General features: G+C 70.0%; 16 protein-coding genes and 3 tRNA genes. 9 read left to right on the forward strand and 10 right to left on the reverse strand.

Features of this window, described 5'->3' with window-relative positions:
• Positions 1-333 precede the first annotated feature (333 nt).
• Positions 334-1,785, reverse strand: coding sequence for a phytoene desaturase family protein (locus ACJX2R_RS28370; RefSeq protein WP_413102465.1), 1,452 nt, complete (start codon positions 1,783-1,785; stop codon positions 334-336).
• 216 nt (positions 1,786-2,001) lie between these two features.
• Between ACJX2R_RS28370 and ACJX2R_RS28375 the strand changes: the two genes are divergently transcribed.
• A complete protein-coding gene (locus ACJX2R_RS28375) occupies positions 2,002-2,922 on the forward strand; it encodes a phosphoribosylaminoimidazolesuccinocarboxamide synthase (protein WP_262703463.1) in 921 nt (306 codons plus the stop codon).
• Between the two features lie 119 nt (positions 2,923-3,041).
• Here ACJX2R_RS28375 and ACJX2R_RS28380 read toward each other — a convergent pair.
• From ACJX2R_RS28380 to ACJX2R_RS28395, 4 genes are all read right to left on the reverse strand, one after another.
• Positions 3,042-3,114: transfer RNA gene (locus tag ACJX2R_RS28380), tRNA-Gly, on the reverse strand.
• Positions 3,115-3,275: 161 nt separating this feature from the next.
• Positions 3,276-3,351, reverse strand: a tRNA-Gly gene (locus ACJX2R_RS28385).
• An 81-nt stretch (positions 3,352-3,432) separates the two neighbouring features.
• Positions 3,433-3,504 (reverse strand) — tRNA-Gly (locus ACJX2R_RS28390).
• 126 nt (positions 3,505-3,630) lie between these two features.
• Positions 3,631-3,948: a histone-like nucleoid-structuring protein Lsr2 gene (locus tag ACJX2R_RS28395; RefSeq protein WP_037953281.1), complete on the reverse strand. Its 318-nt coding sequence runs from the start codon at positions 3,946-3,948 to the stop codon at positions 3,631-3,633.
• A gap of 296 nt (positions 3,949-4,244) precedes the next feature.
• On the opposite strand from ACJX2R_RS28395, the gene purS reads away from it, so the two are divergent.
• Genes purS through purL form a run of 3 tightly spaced genes read left to right on the forward strand, consistent with a single transcriptional unit; the run spans position 4,245 to position 7,458 of the window.
• Positions 4,245-4,535: a phosphoribosylformylglycinamidine synthase subunit PurS gene (purS, locus tag ACJX2R_RS28400; RefSeq protein WP_370467175.1), complete on the forward strand. Its 291-nt coding sequence runs from the start codon at positions 4,245-4,247 to the stop codon at positions 4,533-4,535.
• Positions 4,532-5,212, forward strand: a complete 681-nt coding sequence (purQ, locus tag ACJX2R_RS28405) for a phosphoribosylformylglycinamidine synthase subunit PurQ (RefSeq protein ID WP_262703462.1) — start codon at positions 4,532-4,534, stop codon at positions 5,210-5,212. The genes purS and purQ overlap by 4 nt, the downstream gene beginning before the upstream one ends.
• On the forward strand, positions 5,209-7,458 hold the full coding sequence (purL, locus tag ACJX2R_RS28410) for a phosphoribosylformylglycinamidine synthase subunit PurL (RefSeq protein WP_413102466.1): 2,250 nt from the start codon (positions 5,209-5,211) through the stop codon (positions 7,456-7,458). The genes purQ and purL overlap by 4 nt, the downstream gene beginning before the upstream one ends.
• 72 nt (positions 7,459-7,530) lie before the next feature.
• Here purL and ACJX2R_RS28415 read toward each other — a convergent pair whose 3' ends face one another.
• The gene (locus ACJX2R_RS28415; protein ID WP_413102467.1) at positions 7,531-7,929 is read right to left on the reverse strand and encodes a nuclear transport factor 2 family protein; all 399 of its coding nucleotides are present in this window, start codon (positions 7,927-7,929) and stop codon (positions 7,531-7,533) included.
• A gap of 4 nt (positions 7,930-7,933) precedes the next feature.
• Positions 7,934-8,335, reverse strand: a complete 402-nt coding sequence (locus ACJX2R_RS28420; RefSeq protein WP_413102468.1) for a nuclear transport factor 2 family protein — start codon at positions 8,333-8,335, stop codon at positions 7,934-7,936.
• Positions 8,336-8,414: 79 nt separating this feature from the next.
• Between ACJX2R_RS28420 and ACJX2R_RS28425 the strand changes: the two genes are divergently transcribed.
• The 3 genes from ACJX2R_RS28425 (at position 8,415) to purM (ending at position 11,786) form a co-directional block, all read left to right on the forward strand.
• Positions 8,415-8,948: a sterol carrier family protein gene (locus ACJX2R_RS28425; protein WP_413102469.1), complete on the forward strand. Its 534-nt coding sequence runs from the start codon at positions 8,415-8,417 to the stop codon at positions 8,946-8,948.
• Between the two features lie 167 nt (positions 8,949-9,115).
• Positions 9,116-10,675 (forward strand): amidophosphoribosyltransferase, encoded by a 1,560-nt coding sequence (gene purF / locus ACJX2R_RS28430; RefSeq protein WP_138914621.1) that lies wholly within the window; start codon positions 9,116-9,118, stop codon positions 10,673-10,675.
• A 43-nt stretch (positions 10,676-10,718) separates the two neighbouring features.
• Entirely contained in the window at positions 10,719-11,786 is a 1,068-nt protein-coding gene (gene purM, locus ACJX2R_RS28435; protein ID WP_413102470.1) for a phosphoribosylformylglycinamidine cyclo-ligase, read from the forward strand.
• A 104-nt stretch (positions 11,787-11,890) separates the two neighbouring features.
• Here purM and ACJX2R_RS28440 read toward each other — a convergent pair whose 3' ends face one another.
• Together ACJX2R_RS28440 and ACJX2R_RS28445 are read right to left on the reverse strand one after the other, a co-directional pair.
• Positions 11,891-12,145 carry a DUF3073 domain-containing protein gene (locus tag ACJX2R_RS28440; RefSeq protein ID WP_046086494.1) on the reverse strand — a complete coding sequence of 85 codons (255 nt, stop codon included), beginning with the start codon at positions 12,143-12,145 and terminating at the stop codon, positions 11,891-11,893.
• A gap of 424 nt (positions 12,146-12,569) precedes the next feature.
• Positions 12,570-13,724 carry a Leu/Phe/Val dehydrogenase gene (locus ACJX2R_RS28445; RefSeq protein WP_413102471.1) on the reverse strand — a complete coding sequence of 385 codons (1,155 nt, stop codon included), beginning with the start codon at positions 13,722-13,724 and terminating at the stop codon, positions 12,570-12,572.
• Positions 13,725-13,900: 176 nt separating this feature from the next.
• On the opposite strand from ACJX2R_RS28445, the gene ACJX2R_RS28450 reads away from it, so the two are divergent.
• Together ACJX2R_RS28450 and bldC are read left to right on the forward strand one after the other, a co-directional pair.
• Entirely contained in the window at positions 13,901-14,737 is an 837-nt protein-coding gene (locus tag ACJX2R_RS28450; protein ID WP_413102472.1) for a hypothetical protein, read from the forward strand.
• Positions 14,738-15,236: 499 nt separating this feature from the next.
• The gene (gene bldC, locus ACJX2R_RS28455; RefSeq protein ID WP_020869672.1) at positions 15,237-15,443 is read left to right on the forward strand and encodes a developmental transcriptional regulator BldC; all 207 of its coding nucleotides are present in this window, start codon (positions 15,237-15,239) and stop codon (positions 15,441-15,443) included.
• A gap of 452 nt (positions 15,444-15,895) precedes the next feature.
• Here the strand turns inward: bldC and ACJX2R_RS28460 are convergent, their stop codons facing one another.
• Complete coding sequence (locus tag ACJX2R_RS28460; RefSeq protein WP_413102473.1) at positions 15,896-16,108, reverse strand: DUF6274 family protein; 213 nt, start codon at positions 16,106-16,108, stop codon at positions 15,896-15,898.
• Positions 16,109-16,201: the final 93 nt, after the last annotated feature.

The raw sequence follows: 16,201 nt of genomic DNA on the forward strand, positions 1-16,201 counted from the left end.
GGCCTGTGGCCGGTGCGGGGGCTTCTCCCTCCTCGCGCCGTTACCAGGGGTTCGCCGTCCCTGGGACCCCGGGGTCTGGGGCTGGGCCCCAGTTTCGGGAAGGGGCGGGGTGGGGAGCAGCCTGCCGCGGGCGTCACGGTCCGTCGGGCGTCGGTTGGCCCGTGGGCGGTGCGGGGGCTTCTCCCTCCCCGCGCCGCTGCCAGGGGTTTGCCGTGCCTGGGGCCCGGGGGCTGGGACGGGGCCCCACGCGGCGGAGCCGCATATCGGCAGGCGTCGGGAAGGGGCGGGTAGGGGAGCAGCCCGCCGCAGGCGTCGCGGTCCGTCGGGCACCCCCTACGCCACCGGGGCCAGGGGCGGCGGCTTCCGGATGCCGAAGCGGTGCCGTAGCGCCGACAGGGCCGCCAGGTAGCCGCACATCCCATGGACCCCCGGCCCCGGCGGGGTCGCCGATGAGCAGAGGAAGAGGCCGGGCAGCGGGGTGCGGTACGGGTCGAGGCGGGGAACCGGACGGGCGAGGCTCTGCCGGATCGTCATCGCGCCGGAGCCGATGTCCCCGCCCACGTCGTTGGGGTCGTACGCCTCCAGGTCCCGCCCCGACATCCCGCGCGCCGCGAGCACCGTGTCGCCGAAGCCGGGCGCGTACGTCTCGATCCGGGAGCGGATGAGCTCCACCGGGTCGGTGTCGTCGCCGTTCGGCATATGGGCGTAGGCCCACACCGGGCGCCTGCCGGGCCGGGCCCGCCCGGGGTCGGTGACGGCCGGGTCGACGAGCAGCACGAAGGGCGCCGGGCTGCGGACCCCGCGTACGGTCCGGTTCTCCTCCCGGACCAGCTCGGCATGGGTGCCGCCCAGGTGTACGGTCCCGGCGCGACCCACGGCGGGGTCGGCCCACGGAATCGGCTCGCTCACCAGGAAGTCGGCCTTGGCGGCGGCCGGCCCGTAGCGGAACCGCCGCAGCGCCCGGGCGTAGCGGTCGGGCAGCGCGCGCCCGGCGATGTCCAGCAGCCCGGGAACACCGGTGTCGAGCAACACCGCGCGATATCCGTCCAGCTCACGGAGGTCGCTGATCGCGCGCCCGGTGTGGAAGGTGCCGCCGTGCGCGCTGATGTCGTCCACCATGGCCTCGGCGATCCGGGCGCTGCCGCCGCGCGGCAGCGGCCAGCCGGGGCCATGGGCCAGATGCCCGAGCAGGGCCGCCACCGCGCCGCCGGCCAGGCTGGGCAGTTCACCCACGGCATGGGCGGCGACCCCGGTGAGCAGGGCGGGCGCCGCCTCACCGGTGAAGCGGGCGGCACCGAACCTGGTGCCGTGGACGAGGATCCGGGGGGCCAGCAGCAGCGGTGCCACCGGATCGCGGGGGAGGGCGCGCTGCCCGGAGAGGATGAAGTCGGCCACACCCTCGCTGTGCCGCACCAGCGGCGCCATCAGCCGCCGCCAGCGCCCCCCGTCCGGGCCGAGCCCGGCGCAGGTGGTCTCCAGATCGCGGTGGGCGAGCGCGGCGCGGCCGCCGTCCAGCGGATGGGCGTACGAGACCTCGGGCGTCAGCAGCTCCACCCCGCGCGCGGCCAGGCCGAACTCGCGGAAGAAGCGGGAGGCGGGCGCCATGGGGTGGACCGCCGAGCAGATGTCGTGGGCGATCTCCGGGTCGAAGAGCGGCTGGGTGCGCAGCCCGCCGCCGATGTCGGCGGCGGCCTCGTACACCGTCACCCGCAGCCCGGCGCGGGCCAGGGTGACGGCGGCAGCGAGCCCGTTGGGCCCGCTGCCCACGATCGCCGCGTCGGCCATCCCGCACCTCCCCACCGCCCGACCGCCCCCATGAGTGCCCTGGCATGCGTGCCCTGGTCTGTGTCCTGCCGCACGAGTTCCTCGTACGACGTCTTCCAACCGGTCGGAAGCGGAACCCGGCACCCCGCACCCCTGCGGTCCCGCGCCCCGCCGCAGGTCGCCGCCGTTCAGTGCGGCAGAATCGAGGGGGCTTGGACAAAAACACCAGGAGGAAGCGTGTCCGGATTCGTCGAGAAGCCCGAGCCGGTCGAGGTTCCGGGCCTTCAGCACCTGCACACCGGCAAGGTGCGCGACCTCTACCGGAACGAGCGCGGTGAGCTCGTCATGGTCGCCAGCGACCGGATCTCCGCCTACGACTGGGTTCTGCCGACCGAGATCCCCGAGAAGGGCAAGATCCTCACCCAGCTCTCCCTCTGGTGGTTCGATCTGCTCGCCGACCTCGTCCCCAACCACGTCCTGTCCACCGAGCTGCCCGCCGGCGCCCCGGCCGACTGGGCGGGCCGGACCCTGGTGTGCCGGTCGCTGCGGATGGTCCCGGTCGAATGCGTGGCGCGCGGCTATCTGACCGGCTCCGGCCTGGCCGAGTACCGCGAGACCCGTACGGTGTGCGGAATCGCCCTCCCCGAGGGGCTGACCGACGGCTCCGAGCTGCCCTCGCCGATCTTCACCCCGGCCACCAAGGCCGAGGTCGGCGAGCACGACGAGAACGTGGCGTACGAGGAGGTGGCCCACCGCATCGGCGCCGAGCCCGCCGCCCAGCTGCGCCAGGCCACCCTCGCCGTCTACAACCGGGCGCGGGAGATCTCCCGCGCCCGGGGGATCATCCTCGCCGACACCAAGTTCGAGTTCGGCTACGCGGAGGCGACGCTGGGCGCGGAGAGCGCCGAGCCGGTGCTCGCCGACGAGGTTCTGACCCCGGACTCCTCCCGCTTCTGGCCCGCCGACCAGTGGGAGCCCGGCCACGCGCAGCCGTCCTTCGACAAGCAGTACGTCCGCGACTGGCTGACCTCCCCGGCCTCCGGCTGGGACCGCAACGGCGAGCAGCCGCCGCCCCCGCTCCCGGCGGAGGTCGTCGAGCGGACGCAACGGAAGTACGCGGAGGCTTACGAGCTGCTGACCGGCACCAGCTGGAAGTAGGCCGGAAGCCCGCCAGCGAGAGGCCCCGCCAGAGAGAAGCCCGCCAGAGAGAGGCCCCCAAGGAGACGGAGGAACGACCGAGGGCCCCGGCCAACCGGCCGGGGCCCTCGCGTTCACTGAGCGGACGACGAGGCTCGAACTCGCGACCTCAACCTTGGCAAGGTTGCGCTCTACCAACTGAGCTACGTCCGCCTGTGCCGAACTTTTCCGGTTCGACGCGCCTCTACTATAACCAAACCCTCGACCGGTGAACTACCACCCCGAGCGTGGAGCCCGCTCCGGGGCCGCCCCGCACGGCGGCACGCGCCCGAAAACGCCCGAGGCGCCGGTCGATTCGACCGGCGCCTCGGATCTGGAGCGGACGACGAGATTCGAACTCGCGACCCTCACCTTGGCAAGGTGATGCTCTACCAACTGAGCCACGTCCGCATGCCTCCGACCGGCCTTCACCGATCGGCGCGTGCATCACTCTACCTGATCCTCGTCAACACGAGACCGATAGGCGATGAGAGCGGGTGACAGGGATCGCACACTGCGCCTCCCCCTTGGAAAGGGGGCGCTCTACTACTGAGCTACACCCGCATGGTGTCTTCCTCGGGGTTTCGGCCTTTCGGCCTCGCCCCTCGGCGTGCTCCAGACTTTAGCGGACCACCCGGGGTGGAGTGCAACTCGGCTGAACGGGGGTGCCTCAGGCCGAACGCGGGTGCCTCAGGCCGACTCGTCGAAGGCTTCGTAGACCTTCTTGGGGATCCGGCCGCGCGGAGGCACCTCCATGCCGTTCGACCTGGCCCAGGCGCGCACCGCGGCCGGGTCCGGGGCGACGGCGGTGCGGCGGTACGTCTTGCCCGAGCGGGCCCGCTTGCGGCCTGCCTCCACGTACGGCGCGAGGGCGTCGCGCAGTTTCGACGCATTGGCAGAGTTGAGGTCGATCTCGTACAACTTGCCGTCGAGTCCGAACGTGACCGTCTCTTCCGCTTCGCCTCCTTCGAGGTCGTCGGAGAGCGTGACTACTACGCGCTGCGCCACGGATATCGGTCCTTTCGGGCTGCATCGTTGCGTTGACGTGCAAAGATGTCAGCTGTCCAGTTGTGTCCAACAATGCTTTTTCATTTGTACAGTGACTGGCATTGCATTGTGAACCCCAGTAATTCCATCCGCGTGTCACGCCGTGATCGGGACCGTACGTTTTTCCCCGACCTTTCCCCGTCAGTTGCCGCCGACGATGCTTAAACGTGACCGAACCTCTGCATATCTACTCGCGTAGATTTTTGCCCGGGGTACGCTTGGGCACCGCCTTACGCACCAGCACCACACCACCGGGAGTGCCAGTGGCACGCGTCGTAGTCGACGTCATGCTCAAGCCGGAGATCCTCGACCCCCAGGGTCAGGCGGTGCAGCGAGCACTGCCCCGCCTCGGTTTCGAGGGGATCGCCGACGTCCGTCAGGGCAAGCGCTTTGAACTCGAGGTGGAGGGCCCGGTCGATGACGCCGCCCTCGCCCGTATCCACCAGATCGCCGAGACCTTTCTGGCGAACACCGTGATCGAGGACTTCTCCGTGAAGGTCGAGGTCGGCGAGGGTGCCGACGCCACTGCCGTGAAGGCGGAGTCGTGACCGCACGCGTCGGAGTCATCACCTTCCCCGGCACGCTCGACGACCGCGACACCCAGCGCGCGGTCCGCACCGCCGGGCTGGAAGCCGTACCGCTGTGGCACCGCGACAAGGACCTCAAGCAGGTCGACGCGGTGATCCTGCCGGGCGGCTTCTCCTATGGCGACTATCTGCGGGCCGGGGCGATCTCCCGCTTCTCCCCGGTAATGGACTCGGTGATCGACCAGGCGAAGGCCGGTATGCCGGTGCTTGGCATCTGCAATGGCTTCCAGGTACTCACCGAGACCCATCTCCTGCCCGGTGCGATGCTGCGGAACAACCATCTGCACTTCATCTGCCGTGATCAGAAGTTGCGAGTGGAAAACGCGGAGACGGCCTGGACGCGCTCCTATGAGCGGGGCCAGGAGATCAACATCCCGCTGAAGAACATCGACGGCCGCTATGTCGCCGATGAGCGCGTCCTCGATGAACTCGAGGCCGAGGGCCGCGTGGTCTTCCGCTATCAGGAGCTCAACCCCAACGGCTCGCTCCGCGACATCGCCGGTATCTGCAATGCGGCGGGCAATGTCGTCGGCCTCATGCCCCACCCCGAGCACGCCGTCGAACCGCTGATCGGCACCGGTCGCACCGACGGTCTCGGATTCTTCACCTCGATCCTCAAGAGGCTGGTCAGCGCATGACCCTGGACACCACCAAGCACGCGGCGCAGACCCCGGAGGCCGAGCAGCCCTGGGCCGAGCTCGGTCTCAAGCAGGACGAGTACGAGCGCGTCCGGGCCATCCTGGGCCGCCGCCCCACCGGCGCCGAGCTCGCGATGTACTCCGTCATGTGGTCCGAGCACTGCTCGTACAAGTCGAGCAAGGTCCATCTGCGGCAGTTCGGCGAGAAGGCCCCCGAGAGCGACGCGCTGCTCGTCGGCATCGGTGAGAACGCGGGTGTGGTCGACGTCGGCCAGGGCTACGCGGTCACCTTCAAGGTCGAGTCGCACAACCACCCCTCGTACATCGAGCCCTACCAGGGCGCGGCCACCGGCGTCGGCGGCATCGTCCGCGACATCCTCGCCATGGGCGCCCGCCCGGTGGCCGTGATGGACCCGCTGCGCTTCGGCGCCGCCGACCACCCCGACACCAAGCGGGTGCTGCCCGGTGTGGTCGCGGGCATCGGCGGCTACGGCAACTGCCTGGGCCTGCCCAACATCGGCGGCGAGGTCGTCTTCGACCCCTGCTACCAGGGCAACCCGCTGGTCAACGCGTTGTGCGTGGGTGTGATGAAGCATGAGGACATCCACCTCGCCAAGGCGTCAGGCACCGGCAACAAGGTGATCCTCTACGGCGCCCGCACCGGCGGCGACGGCATCGGCGGCGTCTCCGTGCTCGCCTCCGAGACGTTCGATGACAGCAAGCCCGCGAAGCGCCCCGCCGTCCAGGTCGGCGACCCCTTCCAGGAGAAGCTGCTCATCGAGTGCACCCTGGAGGTCTTCAAGGAGGACCTGGTCGAGGGCATCCAGGACCTCGGCGGCGCGGGCCTGTCCTGCGCCACCAGCGAGCTGGCCAGCGCCGGCTCCGGCGGAATGCGGGTCGAGCTCGACACCGTGCCGCTGCGCGACTCCTCGCTCTCCCCCGAGGAGATCCTGATGAGCGAGTCGCAGGAGCGCATGTGCGCGATCGTGAAGCCCGAGAAGGTCGACCGCTTCCTGGAGATCTGCGAGAAGTGGGACGTCATCGCCACCGTGATCGGTGAGGTCACCGACGGCGAGCGGCTGGAGATCTACTGGCACGGCGAGCAGATTGTGGACGTCCCGCCGCGCACCGTCGCCCACGAGGGCCCGGTCTACGAGCGCCCCTACGCCCGCCCCGAGTGGCAGGACGCCCTCCAGGCCGACGACGCGGGCAAGCTGCCGCGCCCGGCCACGGCGGAGGAGCTGCGTGAGCAGATCCTGAAGGTGATCGGCTCCCCGAACCAGTCGTCCAAGTCCTGGATCACGGACCAGTACGACCGCTTCGTGCAGGGCAACACGGTGCTCGCCCAGCCCGAGGACTCCGGCATGGTCCGGGTGGACGAGGAGACCGGCCTGGGCGTGGCCGTCGCCACGGACGGCAACGGCCGCTACGCCAAGCTGGACCCGTACGCGGGGGCGCAGCTCGCGCTCGCCGAGTCGTACCGCAATGTGGCCGCGTCCGGCGCCAAGCCGCTGGCCATCTCCAACTGCCTCAACTTCGGCTCGCCGGAGGACCCCGCGGTCATGTGGCAGTTCGCGGAGGCCACCCGCGGCCTCGCGGACGGCTGTCTGACCCTGGGCACCCCGGTCACCGGCGGCAATGTGTCGCTGTACAACCAGACCGGTGAGGCGGCCATCCACCCGACGCCGGTCGTCGCCGTCCTCGGCGTGATCGACGATGTGGCCCGCCGCACCCCGATCGCCTTCGCGGAGGAGGGCCAGCTGCTCTACCTGCTGGGCGACACCGCGGCGGAGCTGGGCGGCTCGGCCTGGTCCCAGGTGATCCACGACCACCTGGGCGGACTGCCGCCCAAGGTGGACCTGGAGCGGGAGCGGCTGCTCGCCGAGATCCTGATCTCGGCCTCGCGCGACGGCATGGTGGACGCGGCCCACGACCTGTCCGACGGCGGTCTGATCCAGGCGCTCGCCGAGTCGTGTCTGCGCGGGGGCAAGGGTGCCCGGATCGTCGTCCCCGACGGTCTGGACCCCTTCGTCCTGCTGTTCTCCGAGTCCGCGGGCCGGGCGATCGTCGCCGTACCGCGCAGCGAGGAGGTCCGCTTCAACGACATGTGCGGGGCCCGGGGGCTTCCGGCGGCCCGTATCGGCGTGGTCGACGGCGACGCGATCGAGGTCCAGGGGCAGTTCTCCATCCCGCTGGCCGAGCTGCGGGAGTCGTACGAGGCGACGATCCCGGGTCTGCTGGCCTGAGGACGCCTGCCGTACGGCCCGCCCCCTGGCATCGGGGAGCGGGCCGTACGGCCCGTTCGGGCCTGGTGGGGCTCACTTCCCCCAGAAGGCGTTCAACGCGTCGATGTCCTCGACACATTGGTCGAAGTCGGTGATCTTCCCGCCGACGATGGTGAAGAAGCCTCCGGTCTTCATGTCGAGGCCGCGGTTGCCGCGCTCGGCGCGCAGACGCTGGACGGCCATCGCGTGTCCGCGCCCGTCGCACATCACCGACTCCAGGTCGACCCGCATCGTGCCGGCGGTCTCCTCGAACATCGTGCGGTACAGGTCCATGCACGCGTCCCGGCCCTTGTGGTGACCGGAGATCGCGTTGTCACCGGGCACATGGTGGACGAAGTCCGCCGTCATCAGTGTCGCCACGGTGTCCATATCGCCTTCTGAGAAGGCCGTACAGGCGCGGCGCACCAGGGTGCGATCGGGGTGCTCGCCCACGGCGTCACCTCCAGTAGGCGTCGAAGGCCTCCAGGTCCTCGACGCAGTCGTCGATGTCGGTGATCTTGCCGCCGACGATGGTGAAGAAGCCTCCGGCCTTCATGTCGAAGCTGCGGCTGCCGTCCGCGCTCCTCGCGGTGTACCGGTGCACGGCGATCACATGGCCGCGGCCGTCGGCGAGCAGCGTCTGGAGCTCGATGCTCTTCGTGCTGCCGTCGGGCTGCCCCCAGGTGCGGTACAGGCGTATGCACTCCTCCACGCCCTTGTAGTGGCCGGACAGCGAGTTGTTGCCGGGCACGTGGTGGGTGACGTCAGCGGTCATGAGCGTCGACAGGGAGTCCAGGTCGCCCGCCGTGAAGAGCTGGTAGGCGCGGCGCACGAGCGCGCAATCCGGGTGCTCGTTCATGGCTCTTCATACCTTTCATGGCGATATATACCCTTCCCTTCCATACTCGCTCCTCCTCGCCTCCCATAGGCTCGGCTCCATGCCGTCTCGCTCCCGTGCCCGTAGGTATGACCCCGTCAGGACCCGTGCCGCCGTGAGCGCGCAGCAGGGCCATCTGCGGGAGGCGGTGGGCGGACCGGGGGAAGGCCGGCTGGACGCGCCGACCCGGGCCCTGATCGAGACGGCGGCGGCGGATCTGCCGGACGACGTCCTGGCCACGCGCTGCGTGGAGCTGGTCGTCCTCACCGGCGACCTGGCGGCGGCGACGGGCCTGTCGATCCCGTACGACCGCCAGGCGCTGGCCACCGCCACCCGTGTGCTCGCCGACGCCCTCGCGGCGAAGGCGCCCGGCGGCTCGGTCGAGGTCCGGGTCCCGCCGTTCGCCGTGGTCCAGTGCGTCGAGGGCCCCCGGCACACCCGCGGCACCCCGCCGAACGTCGTCGAGACCGATCCGCCGACCTGGATCCGCCTCGCCACGGGCCGTCTGACCTGGGCCGAGGCCCTGGAGTCCGGGCCGCTGACCGCGAGCGGCGACCGCGCCGACCTCTCCGCCCACCTCCCCGTGCTCGGCTGACCGGCCCGAGATGTGATCCTCGCCTCGGACGGGCACCTTCGCCCCCGGCCGTACGCAGGTCGGGCGCGGGTCCCGGGGGTCCGGAGCGGGCGCCGAGAATGTGACTTACGCCCTCCTGACGGGTCCCTCGTTCGGAGGCACCGCTGAACTGGCCTAGACTCGATGACGTGCCACGTGGTGACGGACGACTCAGCCACGACCTGCTCCCCGGTGAGAAGGGCCCCCAGGACGCTTGCGGCGTCTTCGGAGTCTGGGCACCGGGAGAAGAGGTCGCCAAACTCACCTATTTCGGGCTGTATGCACTGCAACACCGCGGACAGGAGTCCGCGGGCATCGCGGTGAGCAACGGCTCCCAGATTCTCGTCTTCAAGGACATGGGCCTGGTCTCACAGGTCTTCGACGAGACCTCCCTCGGCTCGCTGACGGGCCATATCGCGGTCGGTCACGCCCGCTACTCCACCACCGGGGCCTCGGTGTGGGAGAACGCGCAGCCGACGTTCCGGGCCACCGCCCACGGCTCGATCGCGCTGGGCCACAACGGGAACCTGGTCAACACCGCCGAGCTGGCGGAGCTGGTCGCGGCCCTGCCCCGGGACGGCGGCCGGGCCACCCAGGTGGCGGCCACCAATGACACCGACCTGGTCACCGCCCTGCTCGCGGGCCAGGTGGACGAGGACGGCAAGCCGCTCACCGTCGAGCAGGCGGCCCCCATCGTGCTGCCCAAGGTCAAGGGCGCTTTCAGCCTCGTCTACATGGACGAGCACACGCTGTACGCGGCGCGCGACCCCCAGGGCATCCGCCCGCTGGTCCTCGGCCGCCTCGAGCGCGGCTGGGTGGTGGCCTCCGAGACCGCCGCCCTGGACATCGTGGGCGCGTCCTTCATCCGTGAGATCGAGCCCGGCGAGATGGTCGCCATCGACGAGAACGGGCTGCGCTCCACCACCTTCGCCGAGGCCCGGCCCAAGGGCTGTGTCTTCGAGTACGTGTACCTGGCCCGCCCCGACACCGACATCGCCGGGCGGAACGTGTACCTCTCCCGGGTCGAGATGGGCCGCCGGCTGGCCAAGGAGGCCCCGGCCGAGGCCGACCTGGTCATAGCGACGCCCGAGTCCGGCACCCCGGCCGCCGTCGGCTACGCCGAGGCCAGCGGGATTCCGTACGGCTCCGGGCTGGTCAAGAACAGCTATGTGGGCCGGACCTTCATCCAGCCCTCGCAGACCATCCGGCAGCTCGGCATCCGGCTCAAGCTGAACCCCCTCAAGGAGGTCATCCGGGGCAAGCGCCTGGTGGTCGTCGACGACTCGATCGTCCGCGGCAACACCCAGCGCGCCCTGGTGCGGATGCTCCGCGAGGCCGGGGCCGCCGAGGTCCACATCCGGATCTCGTCCCCGCCGATCAAGTGGCCGTGCTTCTTCGGCATAGATTTCGCCACCCGCGCCGAGCTGATCGCCAACGGGCTCTCGGTCGAGGAGATCGGCAAGTCGCTGGGCGCCGACTCGCTGGCGTACATCTCCACCGACGGCATGATCGAGGCGACCACGATCGCCAAGCCGAATCTGTGCCGTGCCTGCTTCGACGGTGAGTACCCGATGGACCTGCCGGATCCGGAGCTGCTGGGCAAGCACCTCCTGGAGTCCGAGACGCAAGGGCAGAGCAGCGGTGACGCCGACGGTGTGACGACGCTGACCGCCGGTGTCGGCGGCGGCGACGCCCTGCGCCGTCCCTGAGCGCCGCCTGCCCGTCATCCCCGATACGAAAGATCTCAACGTCATGTCCGAGTCCGGGTCCACCTACGCCGCCGCGGGCGTCGACATCGAGGCGGGCGACCGCGCAGTCGAGCTGATGAAGGAGTGGGTCAAGAAGGCGAGCCGGCCCGAGGTCGTGGGCGGCCTCGGCGGTTTCGCCGGGCTCTTCGACGCCTCCGCTCTGTCCCGCTACCAGCGTCCGCTGCTCGCCTCCGCCACCGACGGGGTCGGCACCAAGGTGGACATCGCCCGGCGGATGGGCGTGTACGACACCATCGGCCGCGACCTGGTCGGCATGGTCGTGGACGACTTGGTGGTCTGCGGTGCCGAGCCGCTGTTCATGACCGACTACATCTGCGTCGGCAAGGTCTACCCGGAGCGCGTCGCCGCCATCGTCAAGGGCATCGCCGAGGGCTGCACCCTGGCCGGCTGCGCCCTGGTGGGCGGCGAGACCGCCGAGCACCCGGGGCTGCTGGGCGCCGATGACTTCGATGTCGCCGGGGCCGGTACGGGCGTGGTCGAGGCCGATCGGGTGCTGGGCGCGGATCGTATCCGAACGGGTGATGCGGTGATCGCCATGGCATCGTCCGGACTTCACTCGAACGGGTACTCACTCGTCCGCCATGTGCTCTTCGACCGGGCCGGCTGGGCGCTGGACCGCGAGGTGCCGGAGCTCGGCCGGACGCTGGGGGAGGAGCTGCTGGAGCCCACCCGGATCTACTCGCTGGACTGCCTGGCCCTCACCCGCACCACCGAGGTGCACGCCTTCTCGCACATCACCGGCGGCGGGCTCGCCAACAATCTCGCACGGGTCATCCCCGAGGGGCTGCGCGCGGTCGTGGACCGCTCGACCTGGACCCCCGGAGCGATCTTCCAGCTGGTCGGCGAGGCCGGTTCGGTCGAGCGCCTGGAGCTGGAGAAGACCCTCAACATGGGCGTCGGCATGATGGCGGTGATCCCGGCGGACTCCGTCGATGTGGCGCTCACCACACTCGCCGACCGCGGTGTCGAGGCCTGGGTCAGCGGTGAGATCACCGAGCGCACGGCCGGGGACACCGAAGCGGTGACGCTGACCGGTGACCATGCGGGCTGAGACGGCCGCGCCAGGTGCGCGGACAGCACAGAAGCCGGCCCGAGGCGGGTGCCTCGGACCGGGGGAGGTGTGCGGCGATAAGCCGAGCGCCTGGAACGTGTGGTTCAGGCGCGGCGACGCTGCGGGGACGGATCGGACTGTTCGTCGTCCTCGTCCTCATCGTCGTTGTACAGATCCGCGTACTGTGCGTACGGGTCGTCGTCCAGCTCATCGTCCTCGAACCGCTCACCATTCGGCGGCTGGTTCGATGTCGATGCGCCCAGCTCCTCGGCCAGGCGTGAGAGATCCGTCCCACCGCTGTTGTACTTCAGCTGGCGGGCGACCTTCGTCTGCTTGGCCTTGGCCCGGCCGCGCCCCATGGCTCGACCCCCTCAACGACGGGGCTCGACGGCCCCAGAGTCTTGACACGCGTTCACGTTCATAAGTCAGAGCGGACTCTCAGAAGAGAGACCGGCCCGTAGGGCTTCAACGGTACCTGCTTCTGTGGCCATACGGTACGTCGCCCACACGACGTGCCACGAGGCAGAACCCGCGAGGAGCCCGTTCCTCGCTGGTCAGCTGCGATTTTAACGTGTCTTGTGCGCCGACCCGCCGACGGGCCGTGAGGGATCTCTCCCCGATGGCTCCCAGGGGGCTCTCATGTCCCCCGTACGGCGGCCTCCGGCAAGAGTCCCGCACGGCCCGTTCGCACGGCCTCACACCGCTCCTCAGGCGCTCTCAGACGCTTCCAGCGGCCCTCGGGCGCCCCATGGCCCATGCCGGTGGCATCTGCCAGACCACGGTTCAGGCGTCATGGCCCTCGGCCATCCGGTGCTCGGCCAGCCGGTCGGCGGCCGCGGCGGGCGGGATGCCGTCGGTCTGTGCCCGATCGAATATGGCCAACGTCGTGTCGAAGATCTTTGCCGCCTTGGCCTTGGCCCGGTCGAAGTCGAAGCCGTGCAACTCGTCGGCCACCTGGATGACACCACCGGCGTTCACCACGTAGTCCGGCGCGTAGAGGATGCCGCGGCCGTCCAGGTCCTTCTCCACGCCCGGGTGGGCCAGCTGGTTGTTGGCCGCGCCGCACACCACCTTCGCGGTCAGGACGGGCACCGTGGCGTCGTCCAGGGCGCCACCGAGCGCGCACGGGGCGTAGACGTCCAGGTCGGCGCGGATCAGCGCCTCGGTGTCCCGGACCGCCTGGACGCGGGGGTGGCGGGCCAGCACGCGGTCCACCGACTCGGTGCGCACATCCGTGACCACGACCTCGGCGCCGTCCTCCAGCAGGTGCTCCACCAGGTGGTGGCCGACCTTGCCGACCCCCGCGATGCCGACCCGGCGGCCGCGCAGCGTGGGCGCGCCCCAGGACGCTTGGGCGCTCGCCCGCATCCCCTGGAAGACGCCGAAGGCGGTCAGCACCGAGGAGTCCCCGGCGCCGCCGTTCTCGGGGGAGCGGCCGGTGGTCCAGGGGCACTCGCGGGCGACGACGTCCATGTCGGCCACATAGGTGCCCACGTCACAGGCGGTGACGTAGCGACCGCCGAGGGAGGCCACGAAGCGGCCGTAGGCGAGCAGCAGCTTCTCGGTCTTGATCTCCTCGGGATCGCCGAGGATCACGGCCTTGCCGCCACCGTGGTCGAGCCCGGCGAGCGCGTTCTTGTAGGACATGCCGCGGGCGAGGTTGAGCGCGTCGAGGAGCGCCGCTTCTTCGGGGTGCTCCTCGGAGGCGTAGGCGTGGAAGCGGGTGCCGCCGAGGGCCGGGCCCAGGGCGGTGGAGTGGATGGCGATGGCGGCCTTGAGGCCGCTCTCCCGGTCCTGGCAGAGCAGCACCTGCTCATGCCCGCCGAGATCGGAGCGGAACAGTGTCGAAAGAGGTGAGAGAGGGTTCGGCACGCGACTCTCCGTCGGACCGTCGGCGCTGACGGTGTGACGTACGTCGGTCACGGTGGTGACTCCCATAGGTCGGGGAAGACGCCCTCCTGGCTGGTGGGGAGGGCCGTGGGCAAGAGGGTAAGCCCTGGGGGCCCGGCGGATCGGCCATGTCCCCGACGAGTCCGTATGCCGGGCATGGGACGATGCCGTCAGGTGGGGGTAAGGGAGCCCCTGGCGGTGGTCTCAGCCTTGAGGGAGCGCGTGTGACCTTGGCGTCTTCGGTGATTGTCCCGTACGCGGCGTATCTCCGGGTCTATGAGCCACTGGCAGCGTTTCCGGAGCCGGAGCGATCGCACTGGGCGCGGTATGCCAAGCGCGACGACCTGCCCGGCGCGCAGGACGAGCTGCGCCGCTCGCTCGCGGACCTGCTGCCGGTCCCCCCGGTGGCGGTTCCGGTGCACGAGAGCGCGGACGCCTTCGTGGCGCTCGTGGACGGCGTCACCTGCGTCTGCCCGTGGCGCACCCGGCTGCGGGGCTGGCTGGCGCTGGAGGAGCTGCCGGAGCGCCTTCCCGGGCCCCTTCTGGACGCGGCCCTGCCCCCGGTGGTGCGCCGGCAGGCGGTGGCCGACTTCGAGCGGTGGCTGGAGCGCAACCCGGACGCCCGGCCGTGGATCCGCTCGGCCACCTGGCATGTGCCGGTGCGCTGGTTCGTGCTCTTCGGGGACGAGGAGCGCGAGTTCACCAAGGGTGACGAGGGGCTCATCCTCCGCTACCGCACCCCAATGGTCCAGGCCAGGCGCCGGGTGGCGCGTGGGCTTAAGGTGCTCAAGGAGGCCCTCGGCGAAGGGCCGCTGATCGACGGGCTGGTGGACGTCGGCCGGTGGCTCGAGGAGTTCCACCCCCGGTCGTTGGTCGAGCTGGACTACGGCGGCCTGGTGCACGCGCTGCCGGCCGGGCAGCTGGAGGACGACCACTCGGCCGCGGACGTGGCGGAGGGCCTGGCGGCGCTGCGCGACGGGGACGGGGAGCGCGCGGGCGTCGCGTACGAGCGGCTGACCGACCGCTGGAGCGTGGTCCGCGGGCGGCAGAACGCGAGCTGAACGCCCGGTCGAACGGGCGCCGGGCGACCGGTTGAGCGGTTTGCCGGAACAGAGGGGACGTAGGTCCCGATCCGGGCCATTGCCTCAATCGTGACCTAAAGCACTGACTTCGGGCCTTGCGGTAATCACCCATCCTCGTGTCAAAATAGGACAAGGAGTCCGGGAGGGACTCCTTCCGCCCAACTATGGGCGGATTCATCGGTATTGCACTCCTTGACGGATCTGGTGGCCCCTGATCCTGTTGTGACTGATCGTCACGGCCGTGTGACAGTCCGTTATGGCATGGTCCATCGGCTTCCGTCGAGGTTGGTCACCTGAGAGGGCAATTCCATCGGTTTGGCCGACGGGGCTGGACAGATGGTGTAGTTGTAGTGCCGAGGACAAGCCGTTCGTCCTATAACCGACTCGGCCCGCGTCCGCCATTTCGGGCAACGTGGGTCAAGGTGCAGAATTTAGAGGAAAGAACCGTGATGGTTCGGTTCTCCCGAGGAGGCCGCTCATGACCGCTCGCACCCCTGATGCCGAGCCGCTGCTGACCCCGGCTGAGGTTGCCACGATGTTCCGCGTGGACCCGAAGACGGTCACTCGCTGGGCGAAGGCAGGCAAGCTCACGTCGATCCGTACGCTCGGAGGGCATCGGCGCTACCGCGAAGCGGAGGTCCGTGCTCTTCTTGCGGGCATCCCGCAGCAGCGCAGCGAGGGCTGAATAACCGCATAACCGGGCATTTCCGGGCCCCCCAGCCCGGCTTTCGCCTGTATAGCTCCACCACGACGGGTGCCTGCCCCAACAGGCCCTCCACCGCTCGACATGGGTGCGTCGTTGATCGCGCTGGACTCCGCCGGGTCCGGCGCGATCTTTTTATGCCCTGGGGACGGTTCCTCCGGAGGGTGGATCCAGGGGGCCTCAAGTGCCCTTGGAGGCGCAATCGTTCGGGTTGTGCGGGGCGATCCGCAAGGGGCTCGGGGAAGCTCGCGGAGCGCTTTCGGGGGGCTCGCGAGGGTCATGGACAGAGGGTGCAATTGCACATATTAAATTGACCTATGGCGAGCGGGGTGTAAGTTCCCTCACTCCGGAAACTCATTCGGTGACTCCCGTCACACTCCCCAACCCTTGCTCTGTGTCCAGCGGTTGCGCTAAAAGGCAACTGCGGTAAGGGCTTACCGAGTTGACGGTGGCGAGGCCGCCGTCGCCTCCTCGCGCTTCTCGTGTTCGGCCCCGTCGGCCGCCTCGTCGGCCGCCGAGTGCTCCATCGCCAGCCGCAGCAGGCGGTGGCAGATCGGACAGTGCCGGGTGAAGTGGCGGTTGCCCGCGGCGGCCGCCAGATGGGCGCGCAGCAGCGCCCTGGTCTCATGCTTCGCGGACGTCGTCATACGCCGCACCTCCCGCGCACCCCCGCGCACACCTTTTAGTTTGGGTACCTCTGTGTGTGGTGTGCCGTCAAGACGCCGAAGGCCCGGATCCAG

It is taken from the genome of Streptomyces sp. Inha503, from assembly GCF_047215865.1.
In the GTDB taxonomy this organism is placed as follows: Bacteria; Actinomycetota; Actinomycetes; order Streptomycetales; family Streptomycetaceae; genus Streptomyces; species Streptomyces lycopersici.

Excerpts from the sequence above, each read along its gene's own strand:
- ACJX2R_RS28370 (WP_413102465.1), bottom strand. The coding sequence starts at position 1,785 with ATGGCCGACGCGGCGATCGTGGGCAGCGGGCCCAACGGGCTCGCTGCC.
- purL (WP_413102466.1), top strand. The coding sequence starts at position 5,209 with ATGACCCTGGACACCACCAAGCACGCGGCGCAGACCCCGGAGGCCGAG.
- ACJX2R_RS28420 (WP_413102468.1), bottom strand. The coding sequence starts at position 8,335 with ATGAACGAGCACCCGGATTGCGCGCTCGTGCGCCGCGCCTACCAGCTC.
- ACJX2R_RS28425 (WP_413102469.1), top strand. The coding sequence starts at position 8,415 with ATGCCGTCTCGCTCCCGTGCCCGTAGGTATGACCCCGTCAGGACCCGT.
- purM (WP_413102470.1), top strand. The coding sequence starts at position 10,719 with ATGTCCGAGTCCGGGTCCACCTACGCCGCCGCGGGCGTCGACATCGAG.
- ACJX2R_RS28440 (WP_046086494.1), bottom strand. The coding sequence starts at position 12,145 with ATGGGGCGCGGCCGGGCCAAGGCCAAGCAGACGAAGGTCGCCCGCCAG.
- ACJX2R_RS28445 (WP_413102471.1), bottom strand. The coding sequence starts at position 13,724 with ATGGGAGTCACCACCGTGACCGACGTACGTCACACCGTCAGCGCCGAC.
- bldC (WP_020869672.1), top strand. The coding sequence starts at position 15,237 with ATGACCGCTCGCACCCCTGATGCCGAGCCGCTGCTGACCCCGGCTGAG.
- ACJX2R_RS28460 (WP_413102473.1), bottom strand. The coding sequence starts at position 16,108 with ATGACGACGTCCGCGAAGCATGAGACCAGGGCGCTGCTGCGCGCCCAT.